Genomic DNA, 18,096 nt, shown 5'->3' on the forward strand with positions numbered 1-18,096 from the left:
AAGCTACCGGCTGCGCCGACGGACCGCCAGACGGCCGCTGCGGTATGACCGGTGACGGCCCCCTCGCACAGAGTTGCCGGTGTCAGGCATCGAAGAGGACTGCTATGTTGGCGACCGACATCGATGATCCTTGTCGGCCGGCCGCCGTCGTCCGGCCGGTCAGCAGGCAACGGGGGAGAGTCCAGTGTCGACTCTGGACAGTGAGCACCGGGTGCCGGACGATCGGGCCGGGCGCGTGGCGCGGCTGTCGGAGGCGAAACGGGCCGTGCTCGCCCGCCGGCTCGGCGCGGTCCCGGCCGCACCGCCGGTCACCGTGCCGCGCCGGGACGCCGACGCCGTCCCGGTGCTCTCCTGGGCACAGGAACGCCTCTGGTTCATGGAGCAGTTCGCCCCGGGCGCCGCCGGATACACCGTTCCGGTGGTGCTGCGGCTGCGCGGACCACTGGACCCGGACGCCGTACGCCGGGCGCTGGACGGCTGCGTGGCCCGGCACGACAGCCTGCGTACCGGCTTCTCCGCCACCGCGGACGGCACGCCGCTGGTGCACCTGGTCGCCCCGGCTCCGGTGCCGTTGACCGTGCTGACGGTCGACGCCGGGTCGCCGGATCCGCAGTCGGGGGGCCCGAGCGGCGCGTCCGCCGGGTCACCGGCCGCCGGGAGCGACGGAGCGTCGGCGGCGGAGCCGGACGACGGGTCGGATGTGGAGGCTGCCACCCGGGCGCTGGTCGCGGCCGAACTGGCCCGACCGTTCGACCTGACCGCGCCGCCGCTGCTGCGGGCGACCCTGTTCCGGCTCGGCCCCGAGGACCACGTCCTGCTGCTCGCCATCCACCACATCGTCTGCGACGGCTGGTCGGCGGAGGTGCTGGTCGGCGAGATCCGCGCACACCTGGCCGCCGAGGCGCGCGGCGTCCCACCCGCCCTGCCCGAGCCCCCGGTCCGGTACGCGGACTACGCCGCGTGGCAGCGGCAGCGGGCCGACTCCGGTGGGTACGCGGACGGGGCGACGTACTGGCTGCACCGGTTGGCCGGACTGCCGCCGCTGGAACTTCCGACCGACCGGGTACGCCCCGAACGCCAGACGTTCGCCGGGGCCACCCACACGTTCCGGATCGGAGCCGAGCTGACCCGGCGACTCGTCGCGCTGGGACGCCGGCACAACGCCACGCCGCACATGACGCTGCTGGCCGCGTACCAGGTGATGTTGTCCCAGCGGTCGGGTCAGCGGGACTTCGCGGTCGGCTGCCCGGTCGCGGGTCGCACCGTGGCCGAACTCGACCCGACGGTCGGGCTCTTCCTGAACATGCTGACGATGCGCGCCGAACTGGCCGGTGATCCCAGCTTCGCGCAGCTGCTGGAACGCACCCGGGACGCGGCCCTGGACGCGTACGCCCACCAGGAGCTGCCGTTCGAGCGGGTGGTCAGCCAGCTCAAGGTGGCCCGGGACGTCCGCCGGTCGCCACTGTTCCAGGTGATCTTCGCGTTCCAGAGTTACGGCGGCCGGAGCATCCACCCCGGTCCGAACACGCCCGCCGAGCGGGTCGTGCCGGCCGCACCCCTCGACCCCGGGGCCGGCCCCCGGATCGAACCCTTCGACTTCGCGCATCCGGCCACCCGCTTCGACCTGGAGCTGTACGTCGCCCCCGAGGCGGACGGCGGGCTGCACTGCACCCTCGTGTACAACCGTGACCTGTTCACGTCCCGGACCTGCCTCCGGTTCGTCGACCACCTGCGCCACCTGCTCGCTGGCGTGGTCGAGGCCCCCGACCGCCGACTGTCCGAACTGGACCTGTTGCCGGCGGACGAGCGTGACACGCTGCTACGACGTTGGAATCGGCCGGCGGTGCCGGTGACCGGTCCGGCGACCCTGGCGGAACTGGTCGAGGAGCGGGTCCGGCGGGTCCCGGACACGGTCGCCGTGCGGTACGAGGGCCGCTCGGTCACGTACGCGGAGCTGAACGCCCGGGCCAACCAGGTGGCCCACCGGCTCCGGGCGGCCGGGGTGGGACGCGACGACGTAGTGGCGGTCTGCGCCGAACGTTCCGTGGAACTGGTGGTCGCGCTGCTCGGCGTGGTCAAGGCCGGCGCCGCCTACCTGCCGCTCGACCCGGACCATCCGGCCCGCCGGCTGTCGTTCATGCTCGCCGACAGCGGAGCCCGGGTGTTGCTGCGGCAACGGCACGTCCCGGCGCTGTCCGACGATCCGGCGGTCGGCACCCTGCCGTCCGACGGCCCGGTGCCCGACACCCTGCTGCTCGACGATCCGACGACCTGGGCGGATCAGCCCCGACACGATCCGGCGCCGCTGGCCGGGCCGGACGACCTGGCGTACGTCATCTACACCTCCGGCTCCACCGGGCAGCCGAAGGGCGTCCTGATGACCCACCGGGCGGTGGTGAACCGGCTCGACTGGATGCAGCGGACGTACCGGCTCGGCGCCGACGACGCGGTGCTGCAGAAGACCCCGGCCGGGTTCGACGTCTCGGTCTGGGAGTTCTTCTGGCCCCTGGCCAGCGGCGCCCGACTGGTCCTGGCCCGGCCCGGCGGCCACAAGGACGCGGCCTACCTGCGCGACCTGATCGTCGCCGAGTCGGTGACCGTCACCCACTTCGTACCGTCCATGCTCACGGTTTTCCTCGCCGAGGAGGTCACCGGCTGCCGCTCGCTGCGACTGGTGGTGTGCAGCGGCGAGGCGCTGGCGCCGGGAACGGCCGCCGAGGCGGTCCGTGCGCTGCCCGGGGCGGAACTGCACAACCTGTACGGGCCGACCGAGGCGGCGATCGACGTCAGCGCCTGGCACTGCCGTCCGGAGACCCTCGACGGCCGCTCGCCGGTGCCCATCGGGCATCCGATCCGGAACATCACCCTGCACGTCCTGAACGAACACCTCGACCTCGTACCGGTCGGCGCGCCCGGCCAGCTGTACATCGCCGGGGTCGGACTCGCCCGCGGCTACCTCGGCCGACCGGGCCTGACCGCCGAACGGTTCCTCGCCGACCCGTACGGGCCGCCGGGTTCCCGGATCTACGCCACCGGCGACCTGGTCCGACGGCGGTCCGACGGGGCGATCGAGTTCCTCGGGCGGATCGACAACCAGGTGAAGCTGCGCGGCTTGCGGATCGAACTCGGTGAGATCGAGGTGGCGTTGCGCGACCAGCCCGGCGTCGCAGAGGTGGCCGTGGTCGCCCGCGAGGACACCCCCGGTGACCAGCGGCTGGTCGCCTATCTGGTGCCGGGCGCCGGTGCCGCACCCGAGCCGGCCCGGTTGCGGGCGGCGCTGAAGGAGTCGTTGCCGGACTACATGGTCCCGTCGGCGTTCGTACCGGTCGAGGTGTTGCCGCTCAGCCCGAACGGCAAACTCGACCGCGCCGCGTTGCCGGCGCCGCAGCAGACCCGGGCGGTGGAGACCGAGTTCGTCGAGCCCCGGACGGCCACCGAGGAGGCGGTCGCGGCGGTCTGGCGGGCGGTGCTCGGGCTGCCCCGGGTCGGCGTACACGACGACTTCTTCGAACTCGGCGGGCACTCGCTGCTCGGGGTGCAGGTGGTCGCCCGGCTGCGTACGGCCGTACCGGCCGGCGGCTCGCCGGTCAGCGTGATGGACCTGTTCACCCACGCGACGGTCGCCCGGTTGGCGGAACTGCTGGACACCCCGGTCGACCAGCGCGGACCACGGCGGCTGCTGCACGAGCTGACCCCGGCCGTACCGGCCGGCCAGCGGACACGCTCCCTGGTCTGCGTCCCGTACGGCGGCGGCAGTGCGGTGGTGTACCAACCGCTGGCCGACGCACTGCCGGCGGGCCACTCGCTGTACTCGGTCTCGGTTCCCGGCCACGACCTCGGGCTGGCCGAGGATCCGCTGCCGTTGGCCGAGGTCGCGCGTCGGTGTGTCGCGGAGATCCTGGAGCGCGTCTCCGGCCCCCTGGTGCTGTACGGCCACTGCGGACTCGGCAGCGCGCTCATCGTCGAGATCGCCCGGCAACTGGACGCCGCCGGCCGGGAACTGGAGGCGGTGTACATCGGCGCCGTCTTCCCGTTCGCCCGGCCGACCGGCCGGGTGCTGAGCTGGCTCGGCCCGCTGCTGCGGCAGGACCGGCTGGCCAGCTACCGACACCAGGTGAACTGGCTGAAGTCGATGGGTGTCGACGTCGACGAGCTCGGCCCGGAGCAGGCACGACGGATCGTGCAGAACATGCGGCACGACTTCCGGGCCGCCGAGGAGTACTTCACCGGACTGCTGGACGCGGGGGTGCCGAGGCTGCGCGCACCGGTGATCTCGGTGGTCGGGGACCGGGATCCCAGCACCGACTACGCCCAGGAGCGGTACCGGGAGTGGGAGTTCCTCGGGGGCCGGACCGCGCTGGTCGTCATCGACGAGGGCGGGCACTACTTCCTGAAGTACCGCGCCGAGGAACTCGCGGAGATCGTCACCGGCACCCACGTCGCGCTGGCGGCGGGCCCGACGGCGGCATCGGCCCTGGCGGCGGACCGTGTGTCGGCGGCGTCGGCCCTGGCGGCGGCCCCGACGGATGCGGCGACCCTGGCGGCGGACAGCGCGTCGGGCCGCCGGCTGGAGACCGGCTGGTGGCTGGACCGGTACACCTCGGCCGACGGCACCGAGACCGTGCCGGCCCCGACGACCGGCGGATCCGCCGGCCCGGACAGCCCCGGACGGCCGGACCACGCCGGACGTGGCCCGGCCGGTGCGGGCGGCACCGCACGGGCGCCCGAGCCCAGCATGTGGCGCTTCCTGGCGGTGGTCGGCGGACAGCTGGCCTCGATGACCGGCTCCGCGCTGACCGAGTTCGCGGTGCCGATCTGGATCTACACCGAGACCGGCTCACTGGCCCGGTTCGCCATCTTCTTCGTGGTGGGCCTGGTACCCGGCATGCTGGTCGCGCCGCTCGCCGGCGCCATCGTCGACCGGTACGACCGCCGTCGTGTGATGCTCGGCGGCGACATCGCCGCGCTGGTCGTCCAACTGGTGTTCGGCCTGTTGCTCTGGACCGACAACCTGCGGATCTGGCACATCTACGTGCTGCTCGCGGCGCTGTCGTGCGCGCTGACCTTCCAACGTCTGGCGTTCACCTCGGCGGTACCGCAGCTCGTGCCGAAGCGCTACCTCGGCCACGCCAACGGGTTCGCCCAGACCGCGGCCGGGATCGCCCAGTTCGTCGTACCGCTGGTCGCGGTCGGTCTGATGGCGAGCATCGGGCTCGGCGGCATCCTCGCCATCGACGTGGTCACCTACACCGTGGTGATCGGCACCCTGCTGGTGCTGCGTTTTCCGGCGACCATGGCGTACCGGCGGCGCGAGACGCTGCTCGCCGAGATCCGTGGCGGCCTGACCTACACGCTCAACCACCGGGGCATCCGGGCGATGCTGCTCTTCTTCGCCGTACTCAACATCTTCCTCGGCCCGCTGATCCTGCTCGTCTCGCCGCTCGTGCTCTCCTTCGCCGACCTGTCGCAGGTGGGTCAGGTGGCGTTCGGCGGTGCGCTCGGGGTGGTGCTGGGCGGGCTCACCATGACCGTCTGGGGCGGCCCCGCCCGGCGCCGGATGCGGGGCATGCTGATCGGTACGGCGGCCCTGGCCGTCTGCTGCCTGGTCGCCGGCCTGCGGCCGGCCACCGCACCGGTCGCGGCCGGGGTGTTCGGCATGATGTTCGCGCTGACCCTGGTCAACGCGATCTACGCGACGATCGTGCAGGTGACCGTTCCGCAGCGCTTCCACGGACGGGTCTTCGCGCTCAACACGATCGTGGCCTGGTCCACCCTGCCGCTCGGCTTCGCGGTCATCGTGCCGTTCGGTCCCCGGCTGCTCGACCCGCTGCTGGCCGAGGGGGGCGCGCTCGCCGGCACGGTCGGGCAGGTGATCGGGGTGGGGCCGGGTCGGGGCATCGGCCTGATGTACCTGATCTCCGCGATCGCCATGGTGGTACTCGCCCTGACCTGCCTCCGGGTCGGCATCCTCGCCCGCTTCGACACCGCCGTACGGCAGGCGCCGCCGGACGACCTCTTCGGCGTGTCGGCCCGGGAGGAGCGGCGGCGTCAGGAGCCGGGTCTGCTGCCGACAGCCGTGGCGACACCGGGTACGGCCCGGCGGGGCACGGTGACCCCGACGGTCGCGACGCGGCACAACGGCACCGACGAGGAACGGCGACGCGGACCGGCCGCGCCGCCGAGCGTGGACGGGAGTTCCGGTGACTGACGGCGAAACCGAGAACGGGGTGCTGGAGATCGTCCGGGAGGTACTCGACGCCGACCCGGTACGACTGGAGGACGACCTGTTCGACCTCGGGTTCAGCTCCCTGGCGATCGTCCGGACGGCGGCCCGGGTCCGGGACCGGTTCGGTGCCGAGCCGGCCCTGTCGGAATACTTCGAGGCGGTGACGGTCGCGGACCTGGTGGCGGTCGTCGCCGCCGCCCGGCCGCGATGACCGGCGTCTCCGCCCGGGCCCCGGGTGGGCCGAACGCCGAGCCGGCGGGGGACACCGCAACCGGTGGACCTGTCGTGCGGGCACCACTGACGGTGGGGCAGCGCCGGCTGTGGTTCCTGGCCCAGTTGGACCCCGGCGCCGCCGACTACCACATGCCCCAGCTCACCCGGCTGCGCGGGCCGCTGGACGTCGCCGCGCTGACCGGTGCGCTGCGCGACGTCGTACGCCGGCACGGCGCGCTGCGGACCCGGTTTCCGCTGGTCGACGGCGAACCGGTGCAGGAGGTGCTGGACGACTGGGAGCTGCCGGTCGAGGTCCACGACCTGACCGACGGCCGACCCGATGGGATGGGAGCCGGGGCCGACCGTGGCGTTGTCGGCGCGGCGGAGCCGGAGATCCGGGCACGGGAACTGGCGACCGCCCGGGTCAACATGCCGTTCGACCTGGCCGCCGCCCCACCGGTCCGGGCCGACCTGATCCGGCTCGGTGCCGACGACCACGTCCTCTGCGTGGTCCTGCACCACCTGCTCGCCGACGACTGGTCGCTGGGCGTACTGTTCCGGGAACTCTCCGCCGGGTACGCCGCCCGCCGGTCCGGTGCCCTCCCCGACCTGCCACCGCTGCCGCTGCGGTACGTCGACCACGCCCGGGCCGAGGCCGGTCGGCTGGCCGCGCGACGCGAGGAGAGCTGGCGGTACTGGGCCGGGCGACTGGCCGGCGTCGTACCGCTGGACCTGGTCACCGATTTGCCCCGGCCGGCGACCCTGACCACGGCCGGTGCCTTCCTCGGGCACCGCCTCGCCGACGGCGTCGCCGACGAGGTACGCGGCCTGTGCCGGCTCGGCCGGGCCACCCCGTTCATGACCCTGCTCGCCGGTTACGTCGCCCTGCTCGGCCTCTACACCGGACAGTCCGACATCTGTGTCGGCTCACCGGTGAGCGGTCGGGACCGCGAGGAGCTCGAACCGCTGATCGGCTTCTTCCTGACCACCGTCGTTCTCCGCGGCGACCTGCGCGGCGACCCCTCCTTCCGGGAACTGCTCGCCCGGGTGAGGACGACGGCGGTCGGGGCGTACGGCCACCTGGACGCGCCGTTCGAGGAGTTGATCTCGCATCTCGGACTGCGCCGGGATCCGGGCCGCAACCCGCTGTTCGACACCATGTTCATGGTGCACGGCACGCAGGCCGGGGAACTGCGGCTGCCCGACCTCGTCACCGGCCCGTTCGACGTGCCGTACGAGCAGGCGAAGTTCGACCTGGTGGTCGAGGTGCACACCCGGGACACCGGTTGGGAGGTGCAGGCGAACTACCGCAGCGACCTGTTCCGGCCGGCGAGCGTCGCGCTGCTGCTGCGTCGCTTCGAGGCACTGCTCCGGCTGGCCGCCGAGGCTCCGAACGAACCCATCTCCGTCCTCTACGACCGGCTCGCGCGCGGCGAGGCGGACGGGACCACGGACTCCTGCCCCGCGCCGGCACCCCCGACCGACCTGTGGGAACTGCTGGCCCCGGTCACGGCGGCGGAGCGGGACACGGTCGCGGTCACCGGGGTCGACGGCGAGGTCCGCTATCCGGAGCTGTACCGGCGGGCCGACCGGCTGGCCCGGCTGCTCCGCCGGCACGGTGCCGGACCGGACCGGCTCGTCGCGGTCTGCCTGGAACCCGGACCACAGCTGGTCGTCGGACTGCTCGGCGTGCTCCGCGCCGGAGCCGCCTACCTGCCGCTGGATCCGACCCATCCGCGCCGTCGACTGGGACACCTGCTGGCGGACAGCGGGGCGGGGATCGTCGTCACCAGTGGCCGACTCGGCGAGCGGCTGGACCCCGGTGGACGGCACGTCGTCGACCTCGACCGGCTGGACGGGACCGGCGACGGCGACGGGACCGGCGACGGCGACGACGACGGCATCGACGGTGGGACCGGCAACCGTGTCGACGGCGACCGTGTCGACGGCGACGGGGGTGCCGCTCCGGAGGGTCGACCGACCGCCGACACGTTGGCGTACGCCATCTACACCTCCGGCTCCACCGGGCAGCCGAAGGCGGTCGGGGTGACCCGCGCGGCGCTGGCCGCCCGGCTGCGGTGGATGCTGTCGGCGTACCGGATCGGTCCCGGGGACCGGGTGCTGCAGTTCTCCTCGGCCAGTTTCGACACCTTCGGCGAGGAGGTGTACCCCACCCTCGCCGCCGGCGCCACCCTGGTCGTGCCGCCGGCCCGCGCCGAACTGCCGGACTTCCTGCGTACCCCGGCCGGGCAGGAACTGACCGTGCTCGACCTGCCCACCTCGTACTGGCACGAGCTGGTCGCCGACCCCTCCGGCATCGCCTGGCCGGCCCGGCTCCGGCTGCTCGTCCTCGGCGGTGAGCAGGTCCGGCCGGACGCGCTCGGCCGCTGGTTCGCGGCGTTCGGCGACCGGGTCGAGGTGTTCAACACGTACGGGCCGACGGAGGCGACCATCATCGCCACGGCGGCCCGGCTGAGCCCGGCCGACACGACGGGCCGGCCGCCGATCGGCCGCCCGCTCACCGACACCTGCGTCCACGTGCACCGGCCGGAGGGCGGGCCGGTGCCCTCCGGCGTACCCGGAGAACTGCTGCTCGGCGGTGCCGGACTGGCCCGCGGCTACCTCAACCGGCCGGAGCTGACCACGCGGCGCTTCGGCACCTACCACGGCGAACGCCACTACCGCACCGGCGACCGGGTACGACAGCGCCCCGACGGGGTGCTGGAGTTCCTCGGCCGCCTCGACGACCAGCTCAAGGTACGGGGGCACCGGATCGAACCCGGCGAGGTGGAGGCGGCCCTCGCCGCGCACCCGGACGTCCGGCACGCCGTGGTCACCGCCGACCGGGACGCCCGCCTGGTCGCCCACCTGGTTCCCGAGCCGGGCGCCGGCGTGCCGTCCCCGGCGCAGCTGCGGGCGCACCTGTCCGAACTGCTTCCGCCGGCCCTGCACCCGGACGCGTACGGCGTCCTGCCCGCACTGCCGCTGACCCCGAACGGCAAGGTCGACCGGCGGGCCCTGCCCCCGCCGACCGCCGTCCGGTCCGGCCGGCCCGGTCCGGTGGTCCCGCCGCGCACCGACGCCGAGCGGCTCGTCGCCGGGGTCTGGGTCGAGGTGCTCGGCGTCGAGCGGGTGGGTGTGCACGACGACTTCTTCGAGCTCGGCGGGCATTCGCTGCTCGCCACCCGGACGGCGGCGCGGCTGCGGGCGGTGGTCGGTGTCGACGTGCCGCTGCACACCATCTTCCGGCGCGGCACCGTCGCCGAACTCGCCGAGGCGGTCGAGGACCTGCTGCTGGCCGAGATCGAGCAGCTCGACGAGGCGGAGGCGCAGCGGCTGCTCGGCGGCCAGCAGGTCTGACCCCGGGCCCGCCGCCCGCTGTCCCCGGGGCGAGGCACGGCGCCGGCGCGGCCGCCCGGTCGCAGCGGTGGGCGGGGCCCGGGGGTCAGCTCTGCTTGTCGACGACCTCGGCGACGGCCCGGAGCGAGGGCAGGGACAGCAGCTCGTCGAAGGAGAGACTGACCCCGAAACGCTCGTTGGTCGAGTCGAGCAGCAGGGTGGCGGTCATCGAGTCGCCACCGAGGTCGAGGAAGTTGTCGTCCGCGGCGACGCGGCGTCGCCCCAGCACCTCGCTCCAGATCTCGGCGAGTGCGATCTCGGTCGGCTCCCGGGGTGGGGTGAAGCCGCACGCCCCGGAGTCCTCGAGCGTCCCGGCGTCGATCCGCTCGGCGAGCACCCGACCCTCGGCGTCCCGGGGCAGCTCCGGCAGCACCACCACGAGATCCGGCAGTTCCTCCGCCGGCACCGACTCCCAGAGGTCGTCCCGGATGTCGACGGCGTTGCAGTGCAGCACGGGGGTCACCGCGGCGACCGACCGGGTACCGGTCCGGAAGACCGCGAACTCGGCGACGTCGGGATGCCCGTCGAGCAGCGACTCGACGGCCTTGAACTCACTCATCGGGGTTCTCTCCTGTCTCTTCCGCCCGGTCCCCGGTCTGCCACGTCTGTTCCTCGGAGACGTACCGGGCCAGTTCCGCGACGGTGGCGAACTCGAAGATCGTGACGGCGTCCAGCTCGACACCGAGCCGGGCGCGCAGTTCGGCGGCCATCTCGGTGGCCAGCAGCGAATCGCCGCCGATCTCGAAGAAGTTGTCGTGTACGCCGACCGACCCGACGTCGAGCCGCTCCGCCCAGATCCGCGCCATCCGCCGTTCGAGTTCGGTGGTCGGTACGGCGAACCCGGCCGGACCGGGCGCGTCGAGCAGGTCGGGCAGGAGTCGTTTGACGACCTTCCCGGCGGCGTTGCGCGGGATGTCGTCGACGAGGCGGACGATCGCCGGCAGTTCCCGGCGGGTCAGCTGTCGGGCGGCGTGCTGGCGGATCTCCCGGATGGTGACCTCGGCCCGTGGCACCACGAGCGCCGCGATGATCTCGCCGAGTACCGGGTGGTCCGCGGCGAAGACCGCCGCCTCGGCCACCGCCTCGTGCCGGCCGAGCACCTCCTCGACCCGGTACGTCGACACGTTGAACCCGCCCACGTTCACCATGTCGTCGGTCCGGCCGGCGAGGTGGAGGTACCCCTGGTCGTCCAGGTGGCCGAGGTCGCCGGTCCTGATCCAGCCGTCCCGGAATCCCGCCCCGCCCTCGGCGCCGTCGTCGTCGAGGAAGCGGCGGGCCGGTGCGGCGGTCGAGCGCAGCCAGACCGTGCCCACCTCACCGACGGCGCACGGGCTGCCGTCCTCGGTGGTGATCCGCACCTGGTGCACTCCGACCGGGCGGCCGACCGAGTCGGGCCGACGGGGGTCGAACTGGGTCGCCACCCGGGCCGGGAACGCCTCCGTACTGCTGTAGAAGTTGTAGTACGTGGCGCGCGGAAAGACGGCCGGCAGGTCCGGCATGATGCCGACCGGCAGCGGTGCGCCGGAGAAGTGCACCCCGCGTACCGAGGGCAGCGGCGGGCACTCGTCGGCGCCGGCCCGGACCAGCCAGTGCGCCATGGCCGGCACGAGGAACACCGAGCTGACCCGCCAGTGCTCCACCAGTCGGCAGAAGTCGGGCACGGCGAACTCCGGCATGATCACCAGGGTGTGCTGGCCGCCGATGCTGTTGACCAGGTGGATCTGACCGGCGACCGAGCCCAGCGGCAGCGCGTGCAGGCCGGGCTGGTTGACCCGGGGGCCGGTGGGCCAGGTGGTCTGGGCACGGACCACGTTGGCGTGGGACGCCACCACACCCCGGGGCAACGCGGTCGTACCGGAGGTGAAGACGACGTCCGCGGTGTCCAGCGGGGTGGCGTCGAACGGTGCCGGAGTCTCGTCCTGACCGGCGGCCAGCGCGGCGGTGTCGGCCACCCAACAGTCGGGTGTCGACCCGGGCGGTCGACCGGGCGCGGTGAGTACCCCGGTCACCCGGTGCCGGGCCACCAGCCGCCGGACGTCCTCGGCGGTGAAGCGCTCGCCGAGCAGCAGCGTCGCCGCGCCCAACTGCAGCGCCCCGAAGTACGCCACGACGAACTCCGGCCACTCGGTGCCGTCGAATACCAGGGCCAGCTGGTCGCCCCGGCGTACGCCCCGGGCGCGCAGGCCGGCGGCGAGCGCGTTCGCCCGGGCCTCGAGTTCGGCGAAGGTCAGCACCGGCCGACCGTCCACCACGATCGCGGGCCGGCTCGGCACCAGCCGGGCGCTGCGGCGGAGCAGTTCGGGTACGACCTGCGGGGCGCTCGCCCCGATCGGCCGTACCGACTCGGGTCGGGTCTGTGCGGGCATCCCGCCCACCTCCGGTCTGGTCATCCGTCCGACTCCGCCGCTCGGGCCGGGTCCGGTCCGTCCCGGACGATCCGGGCCAGCTCGTACGGGGTCGGCGCGCTGAAGACGTCGTGGAGTGTCACCTCGTGGCCGGTCCGTTCGGCGATCCGGGCGGCCAGGACGGCGGCCAGCAGGGACTGGCCACCGGCGGCGAAGAAGTTGCTCCGCTCGTCCACGTCCGGCCGCCCGAGCAGGTCGGCCCAGATGTCGGTCAGTGACCGCACCAGCGGGTCGGTCGCCGGTGCCGCCGCCTCCGGCGTCGACCCGGCCGGGCCGGTGCCGGTGGCCACGCTCCGGACCGCCACGTCCGGGGCGGCTCCGGTCCGGGCGACGGCGTCGAACCCGACCGGCCCGGCCCGGTCCGACGGCGGGGACGGTTCGGGCAGCGCCCGGTGGTCGACCTTGCCGCTCGGGTTGCGGGGCAACGCGTCGAGGCGGATCAGTTCGCCGGGGACGAGGTAGTGCGGCAGTACCGCGGCGGCGTGCCGGGCGACGTCGGCGAGCAGATTGTCGGACGCGTCGGCCGGCTGTACGTACCCGACCAGACGTCCGTCGCTCTGCGGGTCGCCGTACACCTGTACGGCCGCCGCGGCCACCGCCGGGTGCTGTTCGAGGACCGCCTCGATCTCGCCGAGTTCGATCCGCCGCCCGCGCAGTTTGACCTGCCGGTCGGCCCGGCCGAGCAGCTCGACCGTGCCGTCCGGACACCAGGTGGCCAGGTCGCCGGTGCGGTACCGACGACCGGCGCCGGGGACGTCGGAGAACCGTTCGGCGGTCAGATCCGGCCGGCGCAGGTAGCCGCGGGCCACCCCGGCGCCGCCGATCCACAACTCGCCGACCACGCCCGGCGGGAGTTCCCGACCCTCGTCGTCGAGCACGTGCAGGGTGGTACGCCAGATCGGGCCGCCGATGCCGACCGGGTCGCGTACCCCTGGACGGATCTCCGCGACCGTGGACCAGATGGTGGTCTCGGTCGGGCCGTAGACGTTGAAGAGCCGGCAGCCCGACCCGAGCAGCCGGTCGGCCAGCGCGGCCGAGAGCGGCTCGCCGCCGCAGAGCACCCGTCGGCCGGCGAGTTCGGTGCCGAGCCGTCCGGCGACCAGCCGCCAGATCGTCGGTGTCGTCTGGACGATCGCGACATCGTGCCGGGTGACCAGGTCAAGCAGCAGCTCCGGCTGGAACTGCGCCTGGTCGGGGGCGACCACCGCCGCGCCGCCGTGGCTCAGCGCGAGGAACAGTTCCAGCGCGGAGATGTCGAATCCGAACGAGGTGAGCCAGAGGATCCGCTCCCGGTCGGTGACGGCCAGCCGGTGGGCGAAGAACCCGACGAGGTTCGCCAGCGCGCCGTGGCTGATCTCCACGCCCTTCGGCTCGCCGGTCGAGCCCGAGGTGAAGATGACGTACGCCAGGTCGTCGTCGCGGACCTGGCACAGCGCGTCCGACAGCGCCCCGGCCGGCTCGGGCTCGGTCCCGGCGGGCGTGCCGGTCGGGCCGGCTGTGGCCAGCGGGTCGGGCGTGAGCCGGTCGACCCGCAGCACCCGGCGGTCGGCCGTGCCCTCGGCGGGCAGGTCGGTGCCGGTGAGTACGGCTCGGACGTCCGCCGCGTCGAGTCGCGCGCGCAGCCGGGCTGCCGGCTGGCCCGGGTCCACCGGCAGGTAGGCGGCCCGCAGCGACCAGGTGGCGAGTACGGCGGCGGCGAGGTCGCCACCGCGGGGCAGCGCGACCGCGACGACATCGCCGGGCCCGACGCCGGCCGCCGCCAACCGTCCGCGCAGCAGGGCCGCCCGGGCGGCCAACCAGGCGTGGTCCCGGCCCTCCCCGGTCGCCTCGACCAGGGCCGGTGCCCCTGGGGTACGCCCGGCGCGTTCGGCGATCAGCCGGGGCAGCGGTGGTGTGTCGGCTCCCGCCGGACCGTTCTCCCGGTCCAGGGCGGCGCGTTCGTCCGGATGCCACAGGTCCAGGTCGCCGAGGGGACGGTCCGGGTCGGTGGCGGCGGCCCGCAGCAGCAGTTCGTAGCGGTTCAGCAGGGCCCGGACGTATCCCGCGTCGTGGATCTCCGTGCTGTAGACCGCCTGTAGGGCGATTCGGTCGGGCCAGCGCAGCACCACCATCTGCAGGTCGTACCGGCTGAGCCCGGGATCGACGGTGACCCAGGCGGCGTCCGGCAGCGGTCCCGCCGGCACCACGGTGGTGGCGGGCAGGAAGTTGAACATGTGCCGGAACAGCGGCGCCCGCCAGTTCATCGTCTCCAGGCCCAGCGCGCCGAGCAGGCTCTCGAACGACACGTCGGCGTGGTCCAGCCCCGCCACGAGCTGGGCACGGACCTCGGTGGCGAGTTCCCGGAAGCTGGCACCGGGCGGCACCGTGACCCGCAGCGGCAGCGTGTTGACGTGGTATCCGACGAGTCCGGCTGCTGCCCGGTCGCGGGTGTCCACCGGCACCGCGACCACCAGGTCCGGCCCGGCGCCGTGCCGGGCCAGCAGGGCGAGGTACGCGGTCAGCAGCACCATGTTGTCGGTCACCCGCAGCCGACGGCGCAGTACGTCCAGCGCGGCCCGGCTCTCCGCGCCGAGCTGCCGCTCGATCCGGGCTCCGGCGAAGGTGGGCGCGGGCGGCTCCGGCCGGGCCCGGCCCAGCGGCAGACTCCTGGGGTCGATGCCGGCGAGTCGTTCGGTCCAGTACCGCAGGCTGGTCGCGGACGGTGTCGCCGGTGGGGACGTCTGCTCGTCGCCCGGCGTCCCGCCGGTCGACCCGGTCCCGCCGTCGGGTGTCCCGTCGGCCGACCCGGTCCGGCCGGCCAGCTCCAGGTAGATCGTGGCCAGCTCGGGCAGGGCGATTCCGGCGGACCGGCCGTCGAAGGCGATGTGGTGCACGACCAGGCACAGCACCGTCGTACTGTCGGGCAGCACCACCCGGGCCACCCGGAACGGCGGCTCGGCGGTCAGGTCGAACGGGCGCCGGGTCACCGTCGCGAGCGTGTCGCCGAGGCCGGCCGGGGTACTCGACACCGTCAGCACCGGCGGCACCACCTCGTCAGCGGCGAGTCGCCGCCGGTACGGGGTACCGTCCGCCCCGACCGGAAAGACGGTACGCAGCACCGGGTGGCGTCGGGCCAGTTCCCGTACCGCCGCCGCCAGGGTGACCGGGTCGAGACTCCCGGAGGTGCTGACCGCGAACGCCAGGTTGTCCACGGCGGCCCGCGGGGCCAGCCGTTGGAACAGCCAGAGCGCCTCCTCCTTCCGGCTCAGTACGCCCGCGCCCGGCTGGACCGCCGCCCCGGCTCCGGTGTCGTGGTCGGGCCGTGCCCGGGTCGCCCGGGTCACGCCCGACCGGCCAGTGGCGCGCCGACCAGGGCGCGGACGGTCACCTCGGCGACCCGGGGTTCGGCGAGCAGCCGTTCCCGGGGCACGTCCAGCCGCACCTGTCGTACGCCGGGCAGTGGCGGCGGCTCGTGGGTGGCGGAGAGGACCACCAGGGCCGTGTCCGGGACGTCCAGGGGTGCGGCCGACGAGAGCAGCAGGTATCTCAGGTAGGTGTCGACCCGGCCGCAGAGCTGGTCGGCGATCGTCGCCGGCACACCCTGGGCGGCACAGGCCGGCCGGGCCAGTGCCGCGTACCGGTCGGAGAGCCGGGCCGCCAGTCGGGGCAGTTCCAGCAGCTCGGACATGTCGTCGCGGCCCGCCGTCCGGGCCGCTCGTACCTCGGCCTCGGGCAGTACCCCGGCGATGCCGTCCAGTGCGGAGTTGAACTGGTCGTACAGGGTTTCGGCGGTCACCGTCGAGGGGTCGAGGAGCACCACCGGCGGTGCGGTCGGGCGGCCCTGTGCCAGTCTTCGGGCGAGGGCGCCGGCCAGTGCGGCGCCGGCGCAGTAGCCGAGCAGGCCACCCGGCTCACCGACCGTCGGCGCTGTCCGGTCGAGCCAGTCGGAGAGGGCAGCACCCGGCGGGTCGTCCGGGGAGCGCCCGACGTCGCGCCAGGTGGACTCGTCGGTGCCCCAGACGGCGTACGGCTCCGGCAGCAGGGCCGCGAGGTCGGCGAACCCGGCCACGGTCCGCGACCGGGCCGTGCTGAAGTCGACGCCGAGCAGAACCGGTCCGTCTCCCGGCCGCAGCGCCCGCCAGCCGTCGAATGCCATAGCCTGTCCCTTCGCAGCCGGCGGGGCGACCCGTCGCCGGTCCACCAGCCGGTCGGGGCCCGGAGCCGCGCGCCGGATCTCTGTGTCCGACGTGGCGGTCCACCGGCCGACCACCCTAGTGCGACCATTCACATCCGTCGAGATCTTGGCATGTCCGGATCCACCGCGCAGCCCCGTACGGCGTCCCGGGCCGGTGGCTGGTCGGCCGTGCTGACCGGCGTCGAGATCCCTGACGGAGCCTTGACATCCCGGAACGGGGGATAGAAGGCTCTGCATCCATGTCACCGACGGTCACCACGCTGGCCCGCAGTCAGGAGACGCTCTGGGAGTTCGTCCGCTGCTTCGCGCCGGACGATCCGGGCTGCCTCGGCTACAACGTCTTCCGGTCGATGCCGCTGGCCGGCCTGGTCGATCCGGACACGTTCCGGGCCGCGGTCGGCGACCTGGTACGGCGGCACGACGCGCTGCGGATCGTCTTCGAGACGGTGGACGACGATCCGCTGATCCGGTTCGTGGACGAGATCGAGCCGATCATCACGTACCTGGACGTCTCCGCCGAGCCGCGGCGCCGGGCGGTCGTACGCCAGGGCAGCCTGCTGGGGTACGAGAGCGGCCGGGCGTACGACCTGCGGCGCGGCCCGCTGTGGAGCGTGACCCTGGTACGCACGTCGCCGACGGAGCACGTCGTCGCGGTCAGCATGTTCCACCTGATCGCCGACGGCTGGTCGACCGGGGTCTTCCTGCGGGACCTGGCGGCGGCGTACGCGGCGCGAACCGGTCGCGGCGCCCCGCTGCCCGAGTTGCCGCTCCGCTACGCCGAGGCGGTGGCGCCGCCGCGCTGGGACGCGGCGCGGTGGCGACGTCGTGCCGAGTTCTGGAAACGGCAGCTGACACCGTTGCCGGAGACGGTGCCGTTCCGTACACCCGGGCCGCTGACCGGTCTGGACGTGACCGCCTCGGCGAGCGCCTCCGTCGCACTGTCCCCGGATCTCGCCCGCCGGCTGCACGCCTTCGCCCGGCAGCGCCGGATGACTCCCTTCGTGCTGTCGCTCGCGGCGTACCGGGTGCTGCTCGGCGCGATGACCGGTGGGGAGCGGATCGTGCTCGGCACGGCCACCTCCGGACGCGACGAGGTCGGCACCAAGGACCTGATCGGCCAGTTCACCCACAACGTCTACGTGTCGACCACCGTCCCGTTCCGGACCACCCTCGCCGAGGCCGTCGAGGAGGTCCGTTCCGCGACCTTCGCCGCGATGCGGAACGTGCTGTCGTTCAAGGAGATCGCCGAGGCGGTGAACCCGGGCTTCGCCGACGAACGCCCGTGGCCGTTCCTGCTGCTCTACCACTCGTGGTTCCAGTCGGCGCCGCCGGCCGGCGATGCCCTGGCCGGCCCGCCGGGCGCCGGCTCGGAGATCCGGGAACAGCGTTCCCGGGGCAGGTTGCCGGCGGCGGCGCGGACCGGACCCGACCGGCTGGAGTGGTGGGCCAAGCGGGGCGAGCCGGGACTGACGGTGAGCGACGACCGCCGTCGCGCGGAAATCAACTACAACCCGACCTGCTACGACCGGGACGCGGTCGTCCGGGCGGTCCGGGGCTACCGGACGGTGCTCGAGGAGCTGTTGCGTGATCCGCACCAGCGGATATCCGACCTCAAGGTCGGTTGAGCGACGGTGGCCCGGTCCGCGGACCGCCGAGCGGGTGCCGGTGGTTGCCGTGCC

At 73.8% G+C, this 18,096-nt stretch carries 8 protein-coding genes; 4 read left to right on the plus strand and 4 right to left on the minus strand.

What is annotated here, in order from left to right:
* The first annotated feature begins 184 nt into the window (after nt 1-184).
* From V1633_RS20835 to V1633_RS20845, 3 genes are all read left to right on the plus strand, one after another.
* Nucleotides 185-6,208: a non-ribosomal peptide synthetase/MFS transporter gene (locus V1633_RS20835; protein ID WP_331216044.1), complete on the plus strand. Its 6,024-nt coding sequence runs from the start codon at nt 185-187 to the stop codon at nt 6,206-6,208.
* Complete coding sequence (locus V1633_RS20840) at nt 6,201-6,437, plus strand: acyl carrier protein (protein WP_331216045.1); 237 nt, start codon at nt 6,201-6,203, stop codon at nt 6,435-6,437. Before V1633_RS20835 ends, V1633_RS20840 begins: the two co-directional genes overlap by 8 nt.
* Before the next feature lie 74 nt (nt 6,438-6,511).
* A complete protein-coding gene (locus V1633_RS20845) occupies nt 6,512-9,799 on the plus strand; it encodes an amino acid adenylation domain-containing protein (protein WP_331216046.1) in 3,288 nt (1,095 codons plus the stop codon).
* 85 nt (nt 9,800-9,884) lie between these two features.
* On the opposite strand, the gene V1633_RS20850 is transcribed toward V1633_RS20845, so the two are convergent.
* The 4 genes from V1633_RS20850 to V1633_RS20865 are packed head-to-tail and all read right to left on the minus strand — an operon-like array spanning nt 9,885 to nt 16,378.
* A complete protein-coding gene (locus tag V1633_RS20850) occupies nt 9,885-10,397 on the minus strand; it encodes a phosphopantetheine-binding protein (protein ID WP_331216047.1) in 513 nt (170 codons plus the stop codon).
* Complete coding sequence (locus V1633_RS20855; RefSeq protein WP_331216048.1) at nt 10,390-12,228, minus strand: AMP-binding protein; 1,839 nt, start codon at nt 12,226-12,228, stop codon at nt 10,390-10,392. Before V1633_RS20855 ends, V1633_RS20850 begins: the two co-directional genes overlap by 8 nt.
* On the minus strand, nt 12,225-15,566 hold the full coding sequence (locus tag V1633_RS20860; protein ID WP_331216049.1) for a non-ribosomal peptide synthetase: 3,342 nt from the start codon (nt 15,564-15,566) through the stop codon (nt 12,225-12,227). The genes V1633_RS20855 and V1633_RS20860 overlap by 4 nt, the downstream gene beginning before the upstream one ends.
* A complete protein-coding gene (locus V1633_RS20865) occupies nt 15,563-16,378 on the minus strand; it encodes a hypothetical protein (RefSeq protein WP_331216050.1) in 816 nt (271 codons plus the stop codon). Before V1633_RS20865 ends, V1633_RS20860 begins: the two co-directional genes overlap by 4 nt.
* Nucleotides 16,379-16,656: 278 nt before the next feature.
* On the opposite strand from V1633_RS20865, the gene V1633_RS20870 reads away from it, so the two are divergent.
* Nucleotides 16,657-18,042: a condensation domain-containing protein gene (locus V1633_RS20870; protein ID WP_331216051.1), complete on the plus strand. Its 1,386-nt coding sequence runs from the start codon at nt 16,657-16,659 to the stop codon at nt 18,040-18,042.
* The last annotated feature ends 54 nt before the right edge of the window (nt 18,043-18,096 follow it).

Origin of the sequence: Plantactinospora sonchi (assembly GCF_036422035.1) — a bacterium.
Taxonomy (GTDB): Bacteria; Actinomycetota; Actinomycetes; order Mycobacteriales; family Micromonosporaceae; genus Plantactinospora; species Plantactinospora sonchi.

Excerpts from the sequence above, each read along its gene's own strand:
- V1633_RS20850 (WP_331216047.1), bottom strand. The coding sequence starts at position 10,397 with ATGAGTGAGTTCAAGGCCGTCGAGTCGCTGCTCGACGGGCATCCCGAC.
- V1633_RS20855 (WP_331216048.1), bottom strand. The coding sequence starts at position 12,228 with ATGACCAGACCGGAGGTGGGCGGGATGCCCGCACAGACCCGACCCGAG.
- V1633_RS20865 (WP_331216050.1), bottom strand. The coding sequence starts at position 16,378 with ATGGCATTCGACGGCTGGCGGGCGCTGCGGCCGGGAGACGGACCGGTT.
- V1633_RS20870 (WP_331216051.1), top strand. The coding sequence starts at position 16,657 with ATGTCACCGACGGTCACCACGCTGGCCCGCAGTCAGGAGACGCTCTGG.